Genomic DNA, 20,821 nt, shown 5'->3' on the forward strand with positions numbered 1-20,821 from the left:
ATACGATGTATGGAGAGCAATAAGTATAGTCGATTTTGACAAAACTTATTGCTTTTTGCTTGTCCAAAATAGGATCATTTGTTCATAAATACCATGAGTCATTTCTGAATAAAATGGGTAATAATTCCTTGGAAGAATAAAGGAGTAAATACCCATTTTTTATCATAGTTCATTAGTAGCAGTTAATTAGTAGGATTTACCCATTGGAAGTAATCTGTTAATTTTATGGTAAAGGAAAGTGCGTTATGAAGAAGGTGGACGAAACAATGAATCTTATGAATAGCGAGGATGCAATCACTTGGTCTATAGATATGAACAACAATTTATTATATATCTCGGACGAATATAAGCGATGGTTAGGTTATTCGTATGAGGATTCTTTCAAGAGATCCAATGTGTTACAGGAAATGGTATATGCGGAAGATGTACATAAATTCAATGATCATATGAGTCGCTTACTTTCTGGTCAGACGAGTAGTCTTGAGTATCGCATTCTTATACAATCCAATGAGATTAGATGGGTTCAAAATGTAGGTATTCCTGTTCAGGGTATGAACAATGATATCATCTCAGTGACTGGGGTGATTCTGGATATAACGAAGAGGAAAGTTGGAGAAGAATCCTTGTACAGAAGTGAGCAACGGTATAAATCTCTATTCATATACAACTCAGATGTTGTGTATGAATTGGATCTTAACGGATGTGTTGTAGAAGTCAATCCTGCTGCGGCTCCTATTCTAGAAGAGCAAATAAGTGTAGCTGAAGGGGATATCACCCTCAAGGATATGTTTGAATCGAAGCATGATGAGCTCATCAGTGATTGTTTTGAGAAAACTTTAGAGGGGCAATCTCCTCAGTATTCGTTGACATCTCGCCACAAGAATGGTGAAGTGGCTCACTGGGCGATGAAGAATATACCTATTTATGTAAATCGCCGAGTCGTGGGTGTCTACGTGAATGCGAAAGATGTTACGGTAAATAGGAGAATACAGAAGAAATTTAGTGAAAGTGAAGATCGCTTTCGGAGAATGAAGGAGATGTCTCCGCAGCCGATAATTTCGCATCGGATGGGTGAGATTATAGCGATCAATCCTGCGGGATTGAATCTACTTGGTGCCACTCATTCGAAGGAATTAATAGGTGAATCCATCGACAACTTATTTCATGCCAACAGTAGGCGGGAGAATAGAATTTATGAAAGATATTTCATAGACAATGAATGGAATAGATATGAACAATATAAACTACGACGATTAGATGGCCGGTACATTGAGGTTAAGACGACAAGGGTATATGACAATATCACAGAGACCACGCTATTGTTGATTGAAGATATCACAGAGCGTTTAAGGGTAGAGAGAGAACTGCTAGAAAGCGAGGAACGTTATCGCAGGTTGGTAGAACTGTCCCCAGTTGCAATTGCTGTGTATAGGGATGAGAAAATCACCTATATTAATCCGGCTGGTGCAAAAATGTTGGGTGTTGAGGTCAATCGGAATGTATCTGAGAAGAATATCATGGATTGGATCCATGAAGACTATCGAGAGTATGCTAGAGAGAGAATGGAGTATACGATATTAAATGGATATTGCCTTCCTACGGAATATCAGTTAGTCCGCTCGGATGGCAATGTGATCTTTGTATCTGTGCTGTCAATATATGATACTCAATCATCCTCCTTACATCTGATGTTTGAAGATATTACGGAGAAGAAACAAGTAGAATCGGCGTTGATAGAGAGTGAGGAATTAAATCGTCAGATTTTTAGATTGTCACCTGAAGCGATTGTTCTTCATAAGGATTTTAAGTTTATAAGCTTAAATCTAGCAGCTCTTAAGTTATTCGGGGTTTCGAATGCGAATGAACTGACTGGACAGTCTATATTTGATTGGGTACATCCAGAATATATAGAATTGGTTATGAAGCGCTGGGGTGGAGAGTATGAATCAGACAAGGACTCCGCTCATATTGAGCAAAGAATCATTCAACGTGATGGTAAGATTATTGATGTTGAGGTTATAGCAAGCTCCATTCTTTATAGAGGTGAATTCGTAGGTATATCTATATTTCGTGATATCAGCGATCGAAAAAGGGTGGAAAAGGATAGGCAACGTACGGAGCAAATTATTCGTGAAAGCGAAGAGCGGTATTTCCACTTGCAGACAAGCTTGGACCAGTTCTCTCATGATCTCTTTGCCGTAATGAAAGTCAGTCAATTGGAGCAGAGATTGTTGCAAGAAGTGCAAGAAATATTAGGGGTTACAAATGTTAGATTAGTTAAAGTCAACCATCATGAATATAATGAACATAACTTATGCGAGATTATAGAATCAGAGCTTGGTTACTCTCTTAAAGTTGGTGTAATCGCGGGGAGAGATTATCTGCTATATATAGATGAAAAGCCGGAATCATTAAAGATCACTTCTATAAGAGTATGGCTAGAGACAATTGCACGTTATGTAAGTGTTCTATTGGATAATTTCCTCTCGATTGAGAATATAACAAATGAACTTAAACAGACTACCTCTGAGCAAATTGCTCCAACATGGTTGCTGCGTTTCATGTTCAATTTATCTGAGAATGAGAGGAAGCATCTTGCGCAGGATTTACATGACTCAGCTCTTCAAGAGCAAATTATCTGGTACCGTAAGCTAGATCTTCTTCTGTTGGATAAGCGCATTACAGGTGAATTTCAACAGCAACTCAAGCAAATTTCGGAAGGGTTATTGGATGTTATTTATCAGATCCGTATCACTTGTAATGAACTACGACCTCCTATGTTAAGCAGAAATGGAATTACCTCTTCTCTAGAGGGTTTGTTCGATTTTACACAATTGCGCAGTAATTATAGTATTAATTTCAATGCAACTCATTTCATGCATACATTAAGTGAATCTCAACTTATAGGGGTTTATCGCATTGTTCAAGAACTATTAGCGAATGCTTCTAAGCATTCCTCGGCAACGGAGGTACGTATCCTATTGTCTAGTGTAGGAGATCATATTGCCTTAAAATATGAGGATAACGGGGTTGGAATGGATCTTACTAAAGTAAATTTTTCATATTCAAGGATGGGAATATACGGTATGAGGGAAAGAGTTCGTAGTATGGATGGAACGATAGAATTCCGCCCTTCTGAGCATAATGGATTAGCCATTTCCATATCTATTCCAGCATCTTAGTGTAAAGAGTATTGATAGAATAGAGGAGAAGATATCATGATTCATATTTTGTTGGTTGATGACCATCCGTCTGTCATGGAAGGGACAAAGATGATCCTCGAACTAGAAGGTGATATGCAGGTTAATCTAGCTAACTCGGCCGAAGAAGTACTGGAAATCGTAAATCTACATTCATTTGACGTGATGTTATTCGATTATAATATCGGTGATACCAATGGAATCGATCTGGCAACACGAGTGTTGAGAATAAACCCAGATGCCATTATATTAATTTATACGGGGTATGAATTTAGCAACCACTTTAATCAAATGATTGAGAGAGGCCTAATGGGATACATTCTCAAAACTGCACGTAGAGAGCAATTGGTCACAGCCATTCGTTGTGCCTTAAGGGGAGAAGTTATTCTGCCTATATCATTAGTTAAACATTTGAGAAGAACGACACTGAATGAAACAGAAGAGCATGAAGAGGGTGCAACCTCGACGGTGAGTGATAAGGAATACGAGATATTGAAAGAGATCGCTAAGGGAAAGAGTAACAAGGAAATTGCCCAGACCGTACTCATGAGTCAGAGATCATTGGAATATAGCTTGACTCATTTATTTCAAAAACTAAAAGTCAAATCAAGAATGGAAGCAGCTATAAAAGCTAGGCATATCGGGATCTTAGCAGATTCAGATTTTATTCATTAGTTGCTGTAGGACAATAGTAGTAATAAAAAGAACCGTTCACATCTTGTGATACGGTTCTTTTGTGTAAATATAAGAAAGCATGTTTGTGGGGTAGCGCAACAATCTTGCGGGCTCACGCCAGTTTTTTTCGGTTACCATCATTCACTTAGCGTTTATTATATGTATAGTTCTAAAGGACCTTATTAAGAGAAGTAATATGAGAAAGAAGATATAGACAAAGAGATGAATAGGTAAAAAGTATCAAAAGGGGGAGCTGGAATGGGTAATATTCTTATCGCGGATGATGCTTCATTTATGCGGATGATGTTAAAAGATATCCTCGTAAAAGGTGGACATACCGTCGTAGGGGAAGCGGAGAATGGTAAGGTTGCTATTGAGAAATACAAGAGTTTAAGCCCGGATCTGGTAACGATGGATATAACCATGCCTGTCATGGAGGGAATCGAGGCAGTCAAACACATCAGAGAGATAGATCCACAAGCTAAGATTATTATGTGTTCTGCGATGGGGCAACAGGATATGGTAATTCAAGCGATTCAGGCTGGTGCTCAGGAGTTTATTGTTAAACCATTTCATGGAGAGCGAATTTTGACATCGATAAGTAAAGTTTTGGGAGCATAAATACTATATTACTAGAAAATGGAGTGTTGAAAAGTGAAGTGGTTTTATAATTTGAGAACAACTGTAAAGTTAGTTTCCGCGTTTGTTATTGTATCTATTATATTGGGTATAGTCGGATTATTCGGAATAAATAATTTGAATAAAATGGATGATTCGATTAGTGATATGTATAAGAATCGATTAACTCCTATTGCTGATCTTAGTGCAGTGAGTGATTTACTAGAACAAAATAGAATAAATATACGAGATATAAATACAATGGCTAATACCGAGGCAGAGGCAACAGATTATAAAGATAAAATTCTCAATAATAATAAAGAAGTCGAAGCTACAATTGAAAAATACGAAAAGACAGAATTGAGATCAGAGGAAATAGATATTTTGAAGGGTTTCACCCCCATCTGGCAACGTTATACGACCAACATGGATATAGCAATTGAAAAGAACTTTACCAACATAAGTAACGAGGAGTATACAACGTTCTTACTAACAAGTGATTTAAGTGCAGCGATTGATGAAATGGGAGTGATGCTGGATGAATTGATATCCATCAATCTAATCCAGGCGGAGGGAGCAAGCAAAAACGCAAATGATCTATATATATCTTCGCGATTGATTACGATATCAATTATCGTCGTTGCGTTCTTCATTAGTGTTGGCTTAGGTTATTTGATCTCGCAAATCATAGCACGACCGTTACAACGCATGGTGCATTTACTAGGTAAAGTAGCGCAGGGGGACTTAAGTGAAACCTCGGACATTGATACGAAGGATGAAGTTGGGATTTTGGCTAATTCTGTGAATGAGATGATTCTGAGCTTAAGAAATACGGTAGGTGGAATTTTGTCCTCTGCAGAAACGGTCTCAGCAGCATCGCAACAAATTTCGGCAAGTACAGAGGAAATTGCTAGTGGAAGTACAAGTCAAGCAAATGCTGCCCAAAATATGAGTGAATTATTTCGCGAGTTATCGCTCGCTATTAATTCCGTAGCTCAGGGTGCTGAGGAAGCATCGGAGTTATCTAACAAAACGATGAGTATTGCTCAAGATGGCGGCAAGGTAGTGCAGAAGTCAATCGAAGGAATGAATCTTGTTAATGAACAAATGTCTCGGCTTGAAGAAGACTCCAATAAAATTGGTGAAATAATTGAAGTGATTGACGATATTGCAGAACAGACAAATCTTCTAGCGCTTAACGCTGCGATCGAGGCGGCTCGCGCTGGAGAACAGGGTCGGGGATTCGCTGTTGTAGCAGATGAAGTTAGGAAATTAGCTGAACGAAGCAGTGAGGCAACCAAGCAGATTACAAGAATCATTAAAGGGATGCAAGAGAATACACAACAAAGTGTAAAGGCAGTAGTAGAAGGTGTCGAGTCTTCACACCAATCCGGTGAAGGATTTAAAGATATCCTATCTATGTTGAATGAGACAACATACAAAGTAACGGAAATAGCTGCTGCGAGTGAAGAGCAGGCTGCTCAATCATCAGAGGTTATGCTCTCAATTGAAAGCATATCTGCGGCAACTGAAGAAGTGGCGGCAAGTAGTGGGGAAACAGCTGCAACAGCTAGTTCCTTAGCACAATTAGCAGAAGAATTAAACAGTCTGGTATCCATCTTTAGAATTAAGTAACCTAAGGGAGAGAGTTCCCAGTTCAACATGTGGTTGGATTACATGATGCTAAGTGGGATCTTCCCTGCTCTTCGTTGTGATCCAACTCTTGCTATGTATATCGATTGTTAATATGAGGGGGCTAGGAAGGACCATGCAGATTATGGGTCAGGAACAATATATAGAATTTGCGATTGAGGAAGAAAGGTATGCTATCCCGATTCAGGATATCTTTGAAATTATAAAAATTCAGGACATCACTCAAATTCCTAACGTCACTTCTTATGTAGAAGGGGTTATTAATCTCAGAGGGAAAATTGTACCGGTTATTAGTCTAAGGTCATTTTTTGGTCTTAGAGAAAAGGAAAATTCAAAATTAACTCGCATCATTGTGGTTCATCATCAAGAAGATACTGTAGGAGTTATTGTAGATTGCGTTAATAAAGTAACAACATTCACGGATATTCAACCTCCTCCAGAACGCATCGGTGGTATTGAGGGTTCCTATTTTGTGGGGATTGGTTTAACCGACAACGGAATCGTTGGCGTATTGAAGCTGAATGAAATTTTGCTTCATGATTGAATCAATTTCATAATTACACAAACTAAAGCGATTATGAAATTGATTCGAGAGGAGTGAATAATGGATGCTATCCGAATATAAAGAGGTCTTTCTAGAAGAGCTTGCTGAACAGTTGCAGGTCATGGACGAAGTTATTCTACAACTAGAGCAAGAAGGGGAAAGCGAGCAAATCGTTCAAAACCTATTCCGAGCAGCCCATACATTAAAAGGCTCATCCGCAGCTATGGGTTATGAAGAGATGAAACATTTAACCCATGAAATGGAGCATTTGTTAGACCAAGTGAGAAGTAAGACGCTTCGTGTTACGGGCCCACTGATTGATCTTCTCTTTCAATCTTTGGACGGTCTAAAAGAATTACAGAAGGATATTATGCGAGCCGATGATGCGATAACAGATATATCTGAATGTATTCGTAAACTTCAGGCTTTTGATAAGTCATCGAAGGAAATGAAAGATGTGGAAGTAGAGAGAATGACTAATCTGGAACCTGAGCTCAGCCTGAATACAAAGCTTAAAATGAAAGAGGCCGAGGATCAGGGACTGAAGGTGTATTGGATTCGTATACAGATTTCTCCCGACTGTGATATTAGAGGGGCACGATTCTATGTGATTCACTCAAATTTATGCAATTTGGGTGAGGTTCTCTACTCTATTCCGGATATCGATAAGATTGAAGAACAAGGATCATCCTCTTTAGAAGTTCAATTTCTCTATGCAGGGGAGCAATCCGGGGAGGAACTTCAGGAGATGGTGGCAGCATTAACGGATGTTACCAATGTAAAGTTGGAATCGGTAACAACCGAGACGGAAGGTTCTGTTGCTGAGGAGATAGAGATGCCAGAAATCCACATCGAGAGGGATCATTCGCATAAAGAAATATCTAAAACACCAACCATTCGTGTAAATGTGGATCGCTTGGATCATCTCATGAATCTTGTAGGGGAACTTGTGATTGAACATACCCGAATCGATGAAGTAAAGCGAATACAGAAAAGACAATACTCCGACGATTCTGTAGAACAACTCAGCCAGATTTCTGATCACCTTTACCGGATCATTTCGGATTTACAAGATAGCGTCATGAAAACAAGAATGCTTCCCATCGAGCAATTGTTTAATCGTTTTCCACGTATGATCCGAGATTTAACGCGTATGTTAGGCAAGGATATTGAATTGGCTATCGGTGGTAAGGATACCGAACTAGATCGAACTCTAATTGAAGAGATTGCTGATCCGTTGATTCATTTAATTCGGAATGCGGTAGATCACGGAATTGAATTACCTGAACAGAGAGAGCTATCTGGTAAAGTACGTAAGGGAACTCTACAAATAAGAGCGGCACATGAAGATAATCAAGTTGTTATATATGTAGAGGATGATGGAGCAGGGATAGATCCAGAGAAGATGAAGAATTCTGCAGTAAGTAAGGGGATTGTTTCTCCTGAAGAAGCGGAACTCTTGAGTGATAAAGAGGCGATTAATCTGATCTTCCGGCCCGGATTCTCGACAGCCAGCGTAGTAAGTGATGTATCTGGTCGTGGTGTGGGTATGGATATCGTTAGAAGTCATATTGAGAAGTTGAATGGTCTGATTGATATTGAGACAAAATTGGGACAAGGAACTTGTTTCAAGATCAAATTACCTTTAACGTTAGCTATTATTATCGGTTTACTTGTGAAATTAGATGATCAGACGTTTATTATCCCGATGAGCAATATCGCTGAGATTGTGAGAACATCATACAACGATATTGCAAGGGTTCGAGGACAAGAAGTGATTCTATTACGTAACGAGATCATCCCGATTGTCTGGCTACATGACCGTTTCAACTTATCGAGAAGAAAGCGTAAGAATGGAATTGTTCAATTAGTAATTGTTGGGTCTGCGGAGAAAAGATTAGCGTTGGCTGTAGACGAGTTAATTGGCAATCAAGAAGTTGTGATTAAGTCTCTTGGTTCTTATGTAGGTAAAGTGGATGGTATCGCAGGATCTACGATACTAGGTAATGGGAAAATAGCCTTAATTCTTGAGGTGTCGGGGATTATTAATCAAGGATAGAGGAAGTGATACATTGTCTAAGATAAGGGTACTTGTTGCAGATGATTCGGTGTTTATGCGTAGTTTAATTTCACGATTGATTGCAGAGGATGCAGCACTTGAAGTTATCGGTGTTGCTCGAAATGGAATGGAAGCCATTCGTAAGGTGCGAGAGCTCAAGCCAGATGTTGTGACTATGGACATCGAAATGCCAGAGATGAATGGTCTAGATGCACTGATGAAGATTATGGAACAACGTCCAACCCCTATCATTATGCTCAGTTCGCTAACACAGAAAGGGTCGTCTGCAACAATTACTGCATTGCAGAATGGTGCAGTAGATTTCATATCAAAGCCGTCAGGTTCGGATTCCTTTGATCTATTCAAGGTGAAGAATGATCTGATATCCAAAATCAAGCAAGCTGCACAAATTCCACTTAAAAATCTTATACGAAGTAATATAACGATTCCAAAAGTAGACTTAGCAAGGAAAGGGAAACCGCAGACTGGATTGCCGCAGATCGGAACGACGAGGGGATTCGATCAGATTCTAGCACTAGGTACATCAACAGGTGGACCTAAGGCATTGGAGACTGTGATTACAGCCTTACCTGCAAGTTTCTCATATCCGTTACTAGTCGTTCAGCATATGCCACCCAAGTTCACGAAGTCGTTGGCGGATCGGTTAAATCGCTTATCCGAGGTTCAGGTTGTTGAGGCGGAAGATAACCAACTTGTGTTAGGGGGGACGGTCTATATAGCTCCTGGGGATTACCACATGACCACTGTTCAGAAGAACAAGGAAATCAGAATTAAACTTCATCAGGGTCCAGAGGTGAGCGGGCATCGTCCATCGGTAGATGTGCTGTTTGACTCCATATCTCAATTAAAGAACCACAAACGACACTTTATTATTATGACTGGTATGGGTAGTGATGGAGCGAAGGGGATGTTGTCTGCCAAAGAAGCGGGCGCACAATCAACGATTGTGGAATCGCAAGAGTCCTGCATTGTATATGGTATGCCTAAGTCAGCCATTGCGTTGGGATGTGTAGACTATACGATTCCATTGCATCTGATCACGTCCAAAATATTGAAAGTGACTGGTGCATTGAAGTCATAGCTCGAATAGGTGAGCAAGGAAAGTGGGTTGTTTACATGATCCCTAGTGGAAGTTCCACCATAGAAAAAACAATGATGGTAGGTTTCCTGTTCCCCGATTTCTGGGATAGATGGATGACACATGGAATCCAAAAGAAAACGGTATATGAGTTGCGCCAGAGAATTAATAGTCTTGAAGACTGGATTACAATCATACAAAAGCATGCTAATGATTATGATCAACTGGCAAAGCGTGTTCTGAATCAATATTTATTTAGTGAAGCAGCGTATTACTATCGAATTACGGCTATGAATATGAACCTGATTCAATGGATATTTCCAGAGATAGGATATGAGAAACAACAATGGTATCAGCGCTGTAAGGATATGAATCAGCTTGCAGATGAACTTGAGGTAGATGAGATCAAGAACGTAATCATTCAGGTTGAACGAAATCATTGTTATGGGAGAATGCGTGTCCCTGAACAACCCAGAGGTTGTGTCATCATTGTGAGTCCTATCGATTCTTCTAAGGAAGAGTTTATTACCTTTGAAGAACATTTCGCAAGAAATGGCTTCGCTACGATTAGTTTCGATGGTCCGGGGCAAGGGGAAACCTATATCATTAATCAATTTAAATCAACCTTGCATAGGTGGGGCCTCTTTATGAATGAGGTAATTGATTTTGCTGCCTCAGAGTTTCCCAGAGTTCCTCTTCATTTATTTGGGATTAGCTCAGGTGGCTCTTGGGCAATCCAAGGAAGTAGCCATCCTAAGGTGAGCGGAGCGGCAGTGGTAAGTCCGTTAATTGATCAAGATATAAAGATGCCCGACTATTATAAAGAACGGTTATCGTATATTACCGATAATGATGAGAATACCTCTGTTCCTAACCTTCAAGAATTCAATCAAGTGAGTCCGATTCTCTTTTTTAGTGGAATGAAAGACGATATAGCTAAGACTGATCGTTTATATGATCTATATAACAAACTTCCTTTGGAGAAGCAACTTATAGAATATGAAGATGAAAAACACTACTGTTTTAATAGAATGAGCGATATTTTGGATATTACAGCCGATTGGTATATACAAGATGCCGTTAAAAGATAATGACTAGTTATCTCTTAACGGCATTTTTTGAAATATAAGAAAGTATAAGTTTCACTTGAATCAATTTCATAATCGCCGATGGACCTAAATCGGGTTGCGTAATTATGAAATTGATTCTTAATACTCTATTTCTTATATTTCCGCTGAAACGGGTGCTGTCCTTAAAAAGGACGGCGAGGCCGTTTCTACTTGGATCATTTAGATCACACAATATGTCGACCTTGTATCCATATTTTACGTAGTTCTAGGTGGCTGTCCAATAGGAGGATATCGGCTTGTTTACCAGATTCAAGTGTTCCGATCTGTTGGTCCAGTCCAAGTGAAATTGCAGGGTTCAGACTGGCTACTTGGGAGGCTTCTAATAGAGATAGTCCGACATCAGATATAAGGTAACGAAAACCGCGGATCATCGTTAGTGTACTTCCAGCAAGAGCGCCATCGTCACTCTTGAGTGTGGCAATACCGCCAGTTACTTTTACTGGTAGATCACCCAAGGTATATTCACCATCGCCTAGCCCAGCCGCTGACATAGCATCGGTGATGAGTATCAGATTAGCTGAAGTTTTCAGACGAGCCAGTAGAGATAATACAGCTGGATGTACATGAATGCCATCGGCAATGATTTCTGCAACAATACGGTTGTCACTCATGACAGCACCTGCTACACCAGGATTACGGTGATGAAGAGGTGTCATCGCATTAAAAGTGTGAACCGCTTGTGTAAGTCCTATCTCAACAGCCTCTAACACTTGTTCGTAGGTTGCATCGGTATGACCCAGTGCGGCAGTAATTCCCTTGACTCGAAGCCATGATATAACTTCAAGAGCTCCCTCTCGCTCAGGGGCAAGTGTGAGTTGACGGATGAGACCTGGATATTGATTATCCCATTCTTCTAGCCAGCAAACATTAGGCAAAACGATATGCTCAGCATTCTGAGCCCCAGGCCATTTAGGACTAATGAATGGTCCCTCTAAATGAACTCCCGCTAATTGTGCATAAGGCATGAAGCTTGAGCGGTAGTCCTTCACTACACGTAGCACATTCTCAATATCACCTTTAGTTGCGGTCATTGTTGTGGCGAGCATCGTCGTTGTTCCTTGAGAACTATGGAATTGGGTGATGGCATCCAACGTGTCATGACTACTGTTCATGAAATCATGTCCTGCTCCACCATGAACGTGAACATCTACGAACCCGGGAATGAGTAAACCTTGATCGTCCTCAGTAGCCGTGTGCCATGCTGCATAGGCTTGCGGTAAAGATTGGCGATCGCCAGTATAGACAATGATCCCTTCAGACATAGCAATCACTCCTCGTTCAACCAAGCCTTGGGGCGTTAGTACTTCTCCAAACAGAAGTTGTTCTGAAACATTGTTCATGAGAGCAGTCTCCCTGCTTCTTCATCTAGTAGAACTATAACGTTCGGGTGGCATTGTAATAAGGAAGCAGGGCATTCTGTCGTAATCGGTCCCTGCAGGGCTGCTTTGACGGCTTCTGCTTTATCGGTACCACGTGCAAGTAGGACGATCTGTCGTGCTTTCATGATGCTACCGACACCCATGGTAATTGCCTGCTTGGGTACTTCATCAAGAGATGTGAAGAATCGAGCATTCGCTTCGATAGTTTCTTCTAATAAATCTACGACATGGGTGCCACCAGATAGATTGTCGTCCGGTTCATTGAATCCAATATGTCCATTGCTCCCGATACCCAAAAGTTGTAGGTCGACAGGTCCATTTTGTTCTAGCATGAGGTCGTAGGACTGACATTCAGCTTGCAGATCATCAGCATGACCGTTAGGAATATGAGTTCGTGTAGAGTCTATATCGATATGGTTAAAAAGATGTTGCTTCATAAAGCTATTGTAGCTTTGAGGATGTTCTCCAGGTAAACCTACATATTCATCAAGATTATATGAAGAAGCTTCAGTAAAGCTTACCAGACCTTTCGTATACATATCGGCTAATCTTGCATAGACTCCTAGTGGTGAACTACCTGTGGCCAACCCAAGAATAGCTTTTGGATTACCTTGTATTAGGCTAACAATTAGACTAGCTCCTGTCTGTATGAAATCCTCTTCTTGTTTAAATGTGAATATATTCATTTCATTGTCCTCCTCGCTTTTTGCGATAATGTTGAACATTGATATAGGATTGTTCTAGCTTAGGAACGAAGTCCTCGAATTGTTTACTGAGCATTCCAGTGAATAGAATATCGATAATATGAAGCTGCGAAATACGTGAAGCCATATCTCCCCGTCGCATCCCGTGTTCTAAAGAAGAAGAGAATAGTGGGAGATCAGCGAGCGAAGCCAATGTATTGCTGCCGTAGGAGGTAATGGATATCGTGGTAGCTCCATTATTGCCAGCACAAGTTAATGCATCTATTGTCTCTGGTGTTTCTCCTGAATAGGAGATAGCCAAAGCGACATCGCTCTGACTAAGGGTAGATGCTGAGGTAATCTGCATATGGGAATCGGAGAAAGCAGTGCAATTCACACCAATACGAATTAGCTTTTGATAAAAATCTTGAGCAATGATAGAGGATGTCGCCATCCCGTATAAATCAATTCTGTGTGCCCCGCATAGCAAATCCACGACTTTGTTCAGCTTAGTTAGATCTAATAGAGAAGTTGTATCTCGAATCGACGATATATGATTAGCTTGCATAGCCTCGACTATGAGAGATAATGGATTACCTGCGACGATGTCTTGGTATGCGGAAGAGTGAGACTCTCCTTTTGATCCTACTTGGGCAATTTCAGAAGCAAGATGGACCTTGAAATCGGGGAATCCTTTGAAATGAAACACTTTACAGAATCTGGTGATCGTAGCCGGACTGACCGCACATTGTTCTGCTAAATCGGTGATACCCATATGAACAACTTCGCTAGGAGCGGCTAGGATATGTTGTGCTAATTTATGCTCCAATGGGGAGAGTTTTGATAACTCATGTTGCAGAGTATGTAGGATTGCAGCCATAGAGACACCTCCAGTTCGTATGTTGGTCTTCTAATATATACTATGATGTACAAATAATAATAAAATTATTTTTGTTATTTTTAATTATTATATGAAAAATATTTTCATGCCCATCATATTATAACATCACTTTGGATACAATCGTATTTAATATATTACCCTCCAATGCATGAAATAAGCTAGATAACCCACAATAAGTAAAGGTAATTAATTTATGCGGAAAAAGGAGTAGGTATATTGAAAAGGCTAATTGTAAGTATGATGTTATTCTGTATGATTGCTGTATTAAGCTCAAACTCGATTGAGGCCCAGGCTTCTGAGAATGTTCAGGCTCGTGCACAAAAAGAATGTATAAAGCCGTGGCAGGCGCAGTTAAAAGGGGATCTCAGAAAGCTATGGATCGACCATATGATATGGACGAGAAATTATATAGTAAGTGCAGTAGCAGAATTAGAAGATCAGGAGCAAGTACTGGCAAGATTATTGAAGAATCAGCAGGATATAGGCAATTCAATGAAACCTTATTATGGGGAAGAGGCCGGTAATAAGCTTGGGGAACTGTTGATAGAGCATATTATGATTGCAGGAAAAATTGTAGATGCTGCAAAAGGCGGGAATCAGGCAGAACTTGAAGAGTTTAATAAACAATGGGTTAGAAATTCTGATGATATCGCCCAATTTCTCAGCAGTATTAATCCCAATTGGACGGAAAAAGAATTAAAGAAGTTGTTATATCGACACTTACAACTCATTGCGGATGAACTTACGGCTCGAATCGGGAAAGATTGGAATGCTGAAATCGCTGCTTATGATATGGGTGAGGCTCATATCGTGATGTTCGCAGATGTTCTGGCAGAAGGGATTATTAAACAGTTCCCGAAGCCGCTGAAATAAAATCGTTTTAATATAACTAAAGTCCCTTCCAGGGTAATTCGCGGAAGGGACTTCTTTGATCATATTAATTTTGTTACTCATTAATAACAGGTGCTGGATGTGCCTGCAAATACTCAAGTGCATTATAGATCTGTTCTGTTGCATCAGCCCGCGAAATAACAGCTTGTGGATGGAAGTTCTGTTCGGCATCCAGCTTTACAAGGCCATAGGAAAGTGCGCGTTGAATGGAGCCGCTATATTCAATAGTTAATGCGCTCTCATCACTTACTTTTACAGGAAGAAGATTGATCATGGGTAGGTTACCATGTCTCTCCATAGCTTGAACAAGATGATAAGTAAACTCTTGACGAGTCCATTGTTCATTTGGATCTAGGTCTGTAGGTAAATCAATCTTATTGACGGTAGCTATAATTAATGTGTCCGCATACCATGCATCATTATTAGCTAATGCATAGTAATCCGTAGCTTTAGGATCCTTAGCAAATTTTACAAAATCAAGGTTGAGATCAAAGGTGTTCACAATAAGCTGAATTCCTTGAGCTGCTGTAAGAGGAGCCAAAGGGAAGAACTGATGAGAGGTAACTCCTTGGACAATACCTTTTTCATACAAAGAAATAATCTTCTCTGGCGCATCAACATGGCTTAAATCTGAGAAAGGTTGTGTTGCTGCAAAACTTTGCCCTGCGAGGGTAAATAAGAGTGCAACCGTAGTAGTAAGTGTTATTATTTTAAATTTTGAATTCATAGAATTCACCTCATATCAGTTATTTTGTTAGCTATGCTTATAGACGATATTGGTTAAATAAGGTTGCAGGAAATTGGAGACTGAACCCTCTTGTGTTAATAATCAAAATTTGAGACAATCATAACTAAATGGTTAGCTTCAGCTCCGTAACAATAAGGCAGAATTTTAAAGTGTTGAAAAGAGGATATGAAATGAATAAACAATCCATTTATGGATTAACATTTGAACAACTAACAGAGTGGCTTATAGAATATGGGCATAAAAAATTCCGTGCATCGCAAGTCTGGGACTGGCTTTATCGTAAGCGAGTAATGGATTTCTCGGAAATGACGGATGTGAATAAAGAATGCGTTCAGTTATTAGCAGATCATTTCGTGATCGAGACGTTAACGGAACATGTGAAGCAAGAGTCCAGTGATGGAACGATTAAATTCCTATTCAAATTACAAGATGGGAACCTGATTGAAACGGTGTTGATGAGACAGAAATATGGTCTAGCAGTCTGTGTCACAACCCAAGTAGGATGCAATATCGGATGTAGCTTCTGTGCCAGTGGTTTAATCAAGAAAAGCCGTGACTTAACTAGTGGAGAAATTGTTGAACAAATCATGAAAGCCCAGCAACATTTAGATCATGCACTCCAAGATGAAAAGGTAACTCATGTTGTGGTGATGGGAATTGGTGAACCATTTGATAATTTCGTACATCTAGTCAACTTCCTACAGGTCATTAAGGATCAAAAAGGCCTAGCTATTGGTGCGAAACGGATCACCGTATCTACCAGTGGTCTGCCTGATAAAATCAGAGAATTTACCGATGCTGATCTACAAGTGAACTTAGCAATATCTATACACGCGCCTAATAATGAGCTTCGGACACAGATTATGAAGATTAATCGTGCTTATCCAATTGAGATATTAATGCAGGCGGTAGAGTACTATTTATCGAAGACCAATCGGAGAATTATGTTTGAATACATCCTACTTAAGGATGTCAATGATCATAAAGAACATGCTTTAGAACTTGCTGAACTTATTCATGGTAAAAAAGACCTTATAAGTGTTAACTTAATTCCATATAATCCGGTTGATGAGCATAGTCAATATCAGAGAAGCGATCAAGAAGCAATTCTATCCTTCTATGATACATTGAAGAAGCAAGGTGTTAACTGTACCGTTCGACTTGAGCATGGGGCAGATATTGATGCTGCTTGTGGACAGTTAAGAAGTAAACAAATGAAACAATCGGCAGAAGATATTTCCGATCAAGATCGCTTTGCATTAGGTTGATCAAGGAATTTAAGAAACGGCTGGGCCGTCCTTTAAAGGACAGCCCAGCCGTTTTCTGTTTGTCTATATTAATATTTCACGTTGCCAAAGTGTAAACGATTTTGAACTTCAATTTCCTCACACCAGAGGTGAAATTAAAGTGGCTATCTAGGCTTTATGCCATGATCAGTAATACTTGGTGATAACGGACGAGGCAGACATAGCGAAGGAGACGGAATTGTCTTGTAGAAGCGGAGCGTTCGCCTTTGACTTTGGATTTCACCTGATAAAGGTGTTATACAATCAAGAAATCCAAAGTCAACAGCGATCGTAAAGGCAATCCGTCGCCGTAGCGGTCATACTGCACGCTCCCCTTCTCCAAGTATTACGCTTGGTAGTGAGCCTTTTAGCCATACCTTAAATATCACCGAACACCCTTCATATAACCCTGGATTTTCGGAGCAAGACTGAAGAGAATAATACTAAGTACGATAGCTGCTCCACCAATAATACCGAAGTATAGTATTTCAGTTTCAGGTGAATAGAATTTAACGATCTGTGCATTGATAGCTTGTGCAGCAGCGTTAGACAAGAACCATAAGCTCATGGTCTGTGCAGAGAAAGCGGCTGGTGCTAACTTGGTGGTGACCGAGAGTCCAACAGGTGACAGACATAATTCCCCGATGACGACAATCAAATAACTGAGAACTAGCCATAATGGACTTACTAATGAATCGCTTCCGCCAAAGTAAACAGGTAACAGGATAACAAGAAATGATAGGCCAGCGAATAATAACCCAATTGAGAATTTATTCGCCACCGTTGGTTGACGGGGCCCTAATTTCATCCAAAACCATGCAAATACAGGAGCAAGAACAATGATGAACAATGGATTCAATGATTGGAACCAAGCAGGTGATATTTCAATGCCCGCGAATTGCAACTGTGTACGCTTGTCCGCATAACTGGCAAGGATGGTTGATCCTTGTTCCTGAATAGCCCAGAACATGACAGAAGCTATAAATAGCGGAATATAGGCGATGAGTCGTGAGCGTTCGTCGCCTGATGTTTTGGGGCTACGATACATGACAATAAAGTAACAGGTAGGAATTAGAATTCCTAAAATCCCTACAAGAGTAATAAAGCTTTGAAATGTAAGTAGACCCATTGGGATAGAAATAGCAACCAAGATAGCAATAACAACTACGGCTATTGCAAAGATGGTGAATACTTTTTTCTTTTCTGTTCCGGATAAAGGATTCGCTATAATCGTACCGGCAAGTCCTAGGTTTTTCTTCTTAGTCACAATAAAAATAACCAATCCTAGAAACATACCAACAGCGGCAAGGGAGAATCCTAAGTGGAAGTTGTTGCTCTCTTTACCCATTGCTACTGATCCAACAAGTAGAGGGGCGAGGAATCCACCAAGGTTAATCCCCATATAGAAAATACTAAATCCTGAATCTCGACGATGATCTTCGGGGCTGTATATTTCACCTACAACACTAGATACATTAGGTTTCAGTAAGCCTGTACCGATGACAATCAGAACCATGGAAACAAAGAACATCGCGATACTTCCAGGTATAGCCAGGATAATATGTCCGAACATAATCAATATTCCACCGTAAAAAATGGATTTTGAAGTTCCAAATATTCGATCGGCTAACCATCCGCCAATAATTCCAGACATATACACAAGCGAACCGTAAATAGACATGATTGCTAGTGCAGTGCTTTCTTCAATGCCTAATCCACCCTGTGATAACTCATAATACATATAGTAGACTAGAATGGCTCTCATTCCGTAGTATGAGAATCGCTCCCAGAATTCTGTGAAGAATAATGTAAACAACCCCTTAGGATGTCCGAAAAACCCCTTTTGTGGAACGCTGTCCACAATCCTGTGTCTGTTAAAATCTGTCATGATAATCCTCCTTATTTATGTAAAAACATTATAACATTCAAACTAGGTGAAAAAATACACGAAGTCATGGTTTTTGTATGAACAATATTAATATACCCAATATCTTATAGGTAGAATATTTAGTTTGTTGGAATAAATTACCTCATTAATGTAGGTAGTCCTTTTGCAGATCATTTGCTTTCAATTTCGGAATGATATAATTAAAGAAGGGAGAACATTAAGGAGGAGCGAGAATATGGAAAAGTATAAAGTAGCCATTATGGGTCCGTTGTATCCAGATGCAAGAGCTAGATTAGAAGAGGTTTGTGAAATAAAGTTATGGGATAAGTCGGATCCAATTCCTCGAGATGAATTAGTTGAATGGCTAGCTGATGCGGAAGGTTTCATAAGTAGAGGCGATATTAAAGTGGATAAGGATTTATTGTCGCAAGCACCTCAATTACGCGTAATTGCGCAATCATCCGTTGGATATGACAATATTGATATCAGTGCATGTACGGAACAAGCCATTCCAGTAGGGAATACGCCTGTTGTACTTGTTGAGGCAACAGCTGATTTAACTTTTGGACTAGTGTTATCCTCCGCAAGACGTATTCACGAAGGCTGGAATTATGTTCAAGAAGGGCATTGGACAAGCCGACGCAATATCCCACTAGGCGTTGATTTATTCGGAAAAACTTTAGGGATTGTAGGTATGGGTAATATTGGAGTAGCCGTTGCGAGAAGAGCGCAGGCAAGTGGGATGCAAGTTATTTATCACAATCGATCAATACGAACAGATCAGGAGCAGTTAGCAGCCACTTTTGTTAACTTCGATCAATTGTTGGAGGAATCAGACTTCATCGTAGTTCTAGTTCCGCTTTCAGCAGAAAGCCGCCATTTGTTTGGAAAAGATCAGTTTAAACATATGAAATCGTCAGCGTATTTTATCAATGCATCTCGTGGGCCGGTAGTGGATACAGAAGCTCTCTATGAAGCGTTGGTTAATCAAGATATTGCCTATGCGGCATTAGATGTGGTCAATCCGGAGCCATTCTCTGACCATCCATTGATTCATTTACCTAATGTATTAATTACACCTCATATTGGAAGTGCTACCCTGGAGACAAGAACCCAAATGGGAGAATTAACAGCTGATAATTTACTTGCTGGTCTAGCTAAGCAAACCTTGCCTAAATGTGTAAATGATGAAGTGAATTATTAAAGAATGCATCAGACTCAAGTGATAAATCATAGGATTTACTTTCTTGTTTGTCATCAATTGTGATATTCTATACTTAATGCAATAACGGGTTTATACTTATTGGTTAAGCTTATTCATCTCACTCAAATGGACTTGATGTATGTAATTGGGTTTATTGAGTTATACTGTGATAAATTATTTATTGTTTTAATTTCTCGTGGAATTGATGATTTTAGTGTAAAATAAGAATAAACTTACATTGGCTGTAAAGGTTAGTTTGGTTTTATCTTTGGTTAGTTTTAACCCTTCATTAATGCGATTTCTTTTTTTGAGGAAGCGGATATTGCCTTTTAAGAAAGGTAGTATAACCGTTTTTTCTTAGTGATTGGGTTATATTTATGCAGTATAAATTGTTATTGTAAAGGAGAATTTGATATGTCAGAATCCATTACGCAGACAACGTCTGATGTAGAATCACAAACCGTATCAGCTACACAGGGATCCAATGATCTACTTGAACAACTGTTGAAACCTGAGGTACAGGAATCGCTTACTACATTGATTGAGCAACTACCTAAGTTGACTGAACTAGTAAACGTATTGACGAAATCATATGATTTCGCACATTCTGTTGCAACAGATGATGTATTAAAGAGTGATACTGTAGGAGCCATTCAAGAGATGGTTGGTCCAGTGAAGAAATCGGTGAAGAACATGGCTGTTAATGTTATAGAAGCGAAGGAACGTGCCGAGAAGAGTCAAGAAGTGATCGGAGTATTTGGTTTGTTGAAGATACTTAAAGATCCACAGGCACAGAAGATGTTCCGCTTCGTCAATGCATATCTTCAAGTTAGTGAAGAACGTAGTAAGAAATAACGATTCGG

The 20,821-nt window shown here is 39.7% G+C and carries 17 protein-coding genes; 12 read left to right on the top strand and 5 right to left on the bottom strand.

Annotation, left to right across the window (positions count from 1 at the left end):
* Positions 1-266: 266 nt before the first annotated feature.
* From LPB68_RS12945 to LPB68_RS12980, 8 genes are all read left to right on the top strand, one after another.
* The gene (locus LPB68_RS12945) at positions 267-3,182 is read left to right on the top strand and encodes a PAS domain S-box protein (protein ID WP_068660542.1); all 2,916 of its coding nucleotides are present in this window, start codon (positions 267-269) and stop codon (positions 3,180-3,182) included.
* A gap of 36 nt (positions 3,183-3,218) precedes the next feature.
* A complete protein-coding gene (locus LPB68_RS12950) occupies positions 3,219-3,875 on the top strand; it encodes a response regulator transcription factor (protein WP_068660540.1) in 657 nt (218 codons plus the stop codon).
* 258 nt (positions 3,876-4,133) lie between these two features.
* Entirely contained in the window at positions 4,134-4,496 is a 363-nt protein-coding gene (locus LPB68_RS12955; protein WP_068660538.1) for a response regulator, read from the top strand.
* A gap of 51 nt (positions 4,497-4,547) precedes the next feature.
* Entirely contained in the window at positions 4,548-6,128 is a 1,581-nt protein-coding gene (locus LPB68_RS12960; protein ID WP_332455206.1) for a methyl-accepting chemotaxis protein, read from the top strand.
* A gap of 133 nt (positions 6,129-6,261) precedes the next feature.
* Positions 6,262-6,690, top strand: a complete 429-nt coding sequence (locus LPB68_RS12965; protein WP_068660534.1) for a chemotaxis protein CheW — start codon at positions 6,262-6,264, stop codon at positions 6,688-6,690.
* Positions 6,691-6,754: 64 nt separating this feature from the next.
* The gene (locus tag LPB68_RS12970; RefSeq protein WP_068660532.1) at positions 6,755-8,749 is read left to right on the top strand and encodes a chemotaxis protein CheA; all 1,995 of its coding nucleotides are present in this window, start codon (positions 6,755-6,757) and stop codon (positions 8,747-8,749) included.
* 13 nt (positions 8,750-8,762) lie between these two features.
* Entirely contained in the window at positions 8,763-9,851 is a 1,089-nt protein-coding gene (locus LPB68_RS12975) for a protein-glutamate methylesterase/protein-glutamine glutaminase (RefSeq protein ID WP_082865803.1), read from the top strand.
* A 35-nt stretch (positions 9,852-9,886) separates the two neighbouring features.
* Positions 9,887-10,939 (top strand): alpha/beta hydrolase, encoded by a 1,053-nt coding sequence (locus LPB68_RS12980; RefSeq protein ID WP_068660530.1) that lies wholly within the window; start codon positions 9,887-9,889, stop codon positions 10,937-10,939.
* Between the two features lie 203 nt (positions 10,940-11,142).
* Here the strand turns inward: LPB68_RS12980 and nagA are convergent, their stop codons facing one another.
* The 3 genes from nagA to LPB68_RS12995 are packed head-to-tail and all read right to left on the bottom strand — an operon-like array spanning position 11,143 to position 13,920.
* Positions 11,143-12,318, bottom strand: coding sequence for an N-acetylglucosamine-6-phosphate deacetylase (gene nagA / locus LPB68_RS12985; protein WP_068660527.1), 1,176 nt, complete (start codon positions 12,316-12,318; stop codon positions 11,143-11,145).
* Positions 12,315-13,043, bottom strand: coding sequence for a glucosamine-6-phosphate deaminase (gene nagB / locus LPB68_RS12990; RefSeq protein WP_068660525.1), 729 nt, complete (start codon positions 13,041-13,043; stop codon positions 12,315-12,317). The genes nagA and nagB overlap by 4 nt, the downstream gene beginning before the upstream one ends.
* 1 nt (position 13,044) lies before the next feature.
* Positions 13,045-13,920, bottom strand: coding sequence for a MurR/RpiR family transcriptional regulator (locus LPB68_RS12995; RefSeq protein ID WP_068660523.1), 876 nt, complete (start codon positions 13,918-13,920; stop codon positions 13,045-13,047).
* Between the two features lie 258 nt (positions 13,921-14,178).
* Here LPB68_RS12995 and LPB68_RS13000 point away from each other — a divergent pair, with 258 nt between their 5' ends.
* Positions 14,179-14,814, top strand: a complete 636-nt coding sequence (locus LPB68_RS13000; protein ID WP_068660968.1) for a glycosyltransferase — start codon at positions 14,179-14,181, stop codon at positions 14,812-14,814.
* Between the two features lie 73 nt (positions 14,815-14,887).
* Here LPB68_RS13000 and LPB68_RS13005 read toward each other — a convergent pair whose 3' ends face one another.
* Entirely contained in the window at positions 14,888-15,559 is a 672-nt protein-coding gene (locus LPB68_RS13005; RefSeq protein ID WP_068660521.1) for an S-layer homology domain-containing protein, read from the bottom strand.
* Positions 15,560-15,750: 191 nt separating this feature from the next.
* Here LPB68_RS13005 and rlmN point away from each other — a divergent pair, with 191 nt between their 5' ends.
* Positions 15,751-16,848 carry a dual-specificity RNA methyltransferase RlmN gene (rlmN, locus tag LPB68_RS13010; RefSeq protein WP_068660520.1) on the top strand — a complete coding sequence of 366 codons (1,098 nt, stop codon included), beginning with the start codon at positions 15,751-15,753 and terminating at the stop codon, positions 16,846-16,848.
* Positions 16,849-17,251: 403 nt separating this feature from the next.
* Here rlmN and LPB68_RS13015 read toward each other — a convergent pair whose 3' ends face one another.
* Positions 17,252-18,754, bottom strand: a complete 1,503-nt coding sequence (locus LPB68_RS13015; protein WP_068660518.1) for a peptide MFS transporter — start codon at positions 18,752-18,754, stop codon at positions 17,252-17,254.
* 235 nt (positions 18,755-18,989) lie between these two features.
* On the opposite strand from LPB68_RS13015, the gene LPB68_RS13020 reads away from it, so the two are divergent.
* Positions 18,990-19,958 carry a 2-hydroxyacid dehydrogenase gene (locus LPB68_RS13020; RefSeq protein WP_068660517.1) on the top strand — a complete coding sequence of 323 codons (969 nt, stop codon included), beginning with the start codon at positions 18,990-18,992 and terminating at the stop codon, positions 19,956-19,958.
* A 414-nt stretch (positions 19,959-20,372) separates the two neighbouring features.
* A complete protein-coding gene (locus LPB68_RS13025; protein WP_068660515.1) occupies positions 20,373-20,813 on the top strand; it encodes a helical membrane plugin domain-containing protein in 441 nt (146 codons plus the stop codon).
* Positions 20,814-20,821: the final 8 nt, after the last annotated feature.

It is taken from the genome of Paenibacillus crassostreae (assembly GCF_001857945.1).
GTDB classification, from domain to species: Bacteria; Bacillota; Bacilli; order Paenibacillales; family Paenibacillaceae; genus Paenibacillus_AQ; species Paenibacillus_AQ crassostreae.

What these genes read in the sequence shown, in the direction of transcription:
- nagB (WP_068660525.1), bottom strand. Translation starts at nt 13,043, where the DNA reads ATGAATATATTCACATTTAAACAAGAAGAGGATTTCATACAGACAGGA.
- LPB68_RS13005 (WP_068660521.1), bottom strand. Translation starts at nt 15,559, where the DNA reads ATGAATTCAAAATTTAAAATAATAACACTTACTACTACGGTTGCACTC.
- LPB68_RS13000 (WP_068660968.1), top strand. Translation starts at nt 14,179, where the DNA reads ATGATGTTATTCTGTATGATTGCTGTATTAAGCTCAAACTCGATTGAG.
- LPB68_RS12980 (WP_068660530.1), top strand. Translation starts at nt 9,887, where the DNA reads ATGATCCCTAGTGGAAGTTCCACCATAGAAAAAACAATGATGGTAGGT.
- LPB68_RS12970 (WP_068660532.1), top strand. Translation starts at nt 6,755, where the DNA reads ATGCTATCCGAATATAAAGAGGTCTTTCTAGAAGAGCTTGCTGAACAG.
- LPB68_RS12955 (WP_068660538.1), top strand. Translation starts at nt 4,134, where the DNA reads ATGGGTAATATTCTTATCGCGGATGATGCTTCATTTATGCGGATGATG.
- LPB68_RS13015 (WP_068660518.1), bottom strand. Translation starts at nt 18,754, where the DNA reads ATGACAGATTTTAACAGACACAGGATTGTGGACAGCGTTCCACAAAAG.
- LPB68_RS12995 (WP_068660523.1), bottom strand. Translation starts at nt 13,920, where the DNA reads ATGGCTGCAATCCTACATACTCTGCAACATGAGTTATCAAAACTCTCC.
- LPB68_RS12945 (WP_068660542.1), top strand. Translation starts at nt 267, where the DNA reads ATGAATCTTATGAATAGCGAGGATGCAATCACTTGGTCTATAGATATG.
- LPB68_RS12950 (WP_068660540.1), top strand. Translation starts at nt 3,219, where the DNA reads ATGATTCATATTTTGTTGGTTGATGACCATCCGTCTGTCATGGAAGGG.
- LPB68_RS13025 (WP_068660515.1), top strand. Translation starts at nt 20,373, where the DNA reads ATGTCAGAATCCATTACGCAGACAACGTCTGATGTAGAATCACAAACC.
- LPB68_RS13020 (WP_068660517.1), top strand. Translation starts at nt 18,990, where the DNA reads ATGGAAAAGTATAAAGTAGCCATTATGGGTCCGTTGTATCCAGATGCA.
- nagA (WP_068660527.1), bottom strand. Translation starts at nt 12,318, where the DNA reads ATGAACAATGTTTCAGAACAACTTCTGTTTGGAGAAGTACTAACGCCC.
- LPB68_RS12965 (WP_068660534.1), top strand. Translation starts at nt 6,262, where the DNA reads ATGCAGATTATGGGTCAGGAACAATATATAGAATTTGCGATTGAGGAA.
- rlmN (WP_068660520.1), top strand. Translation starts at nt 15,751, where the DNA reads ATGAATAAACAATCCATTTATGGATTAACATTTGAACAACTAACAGAG.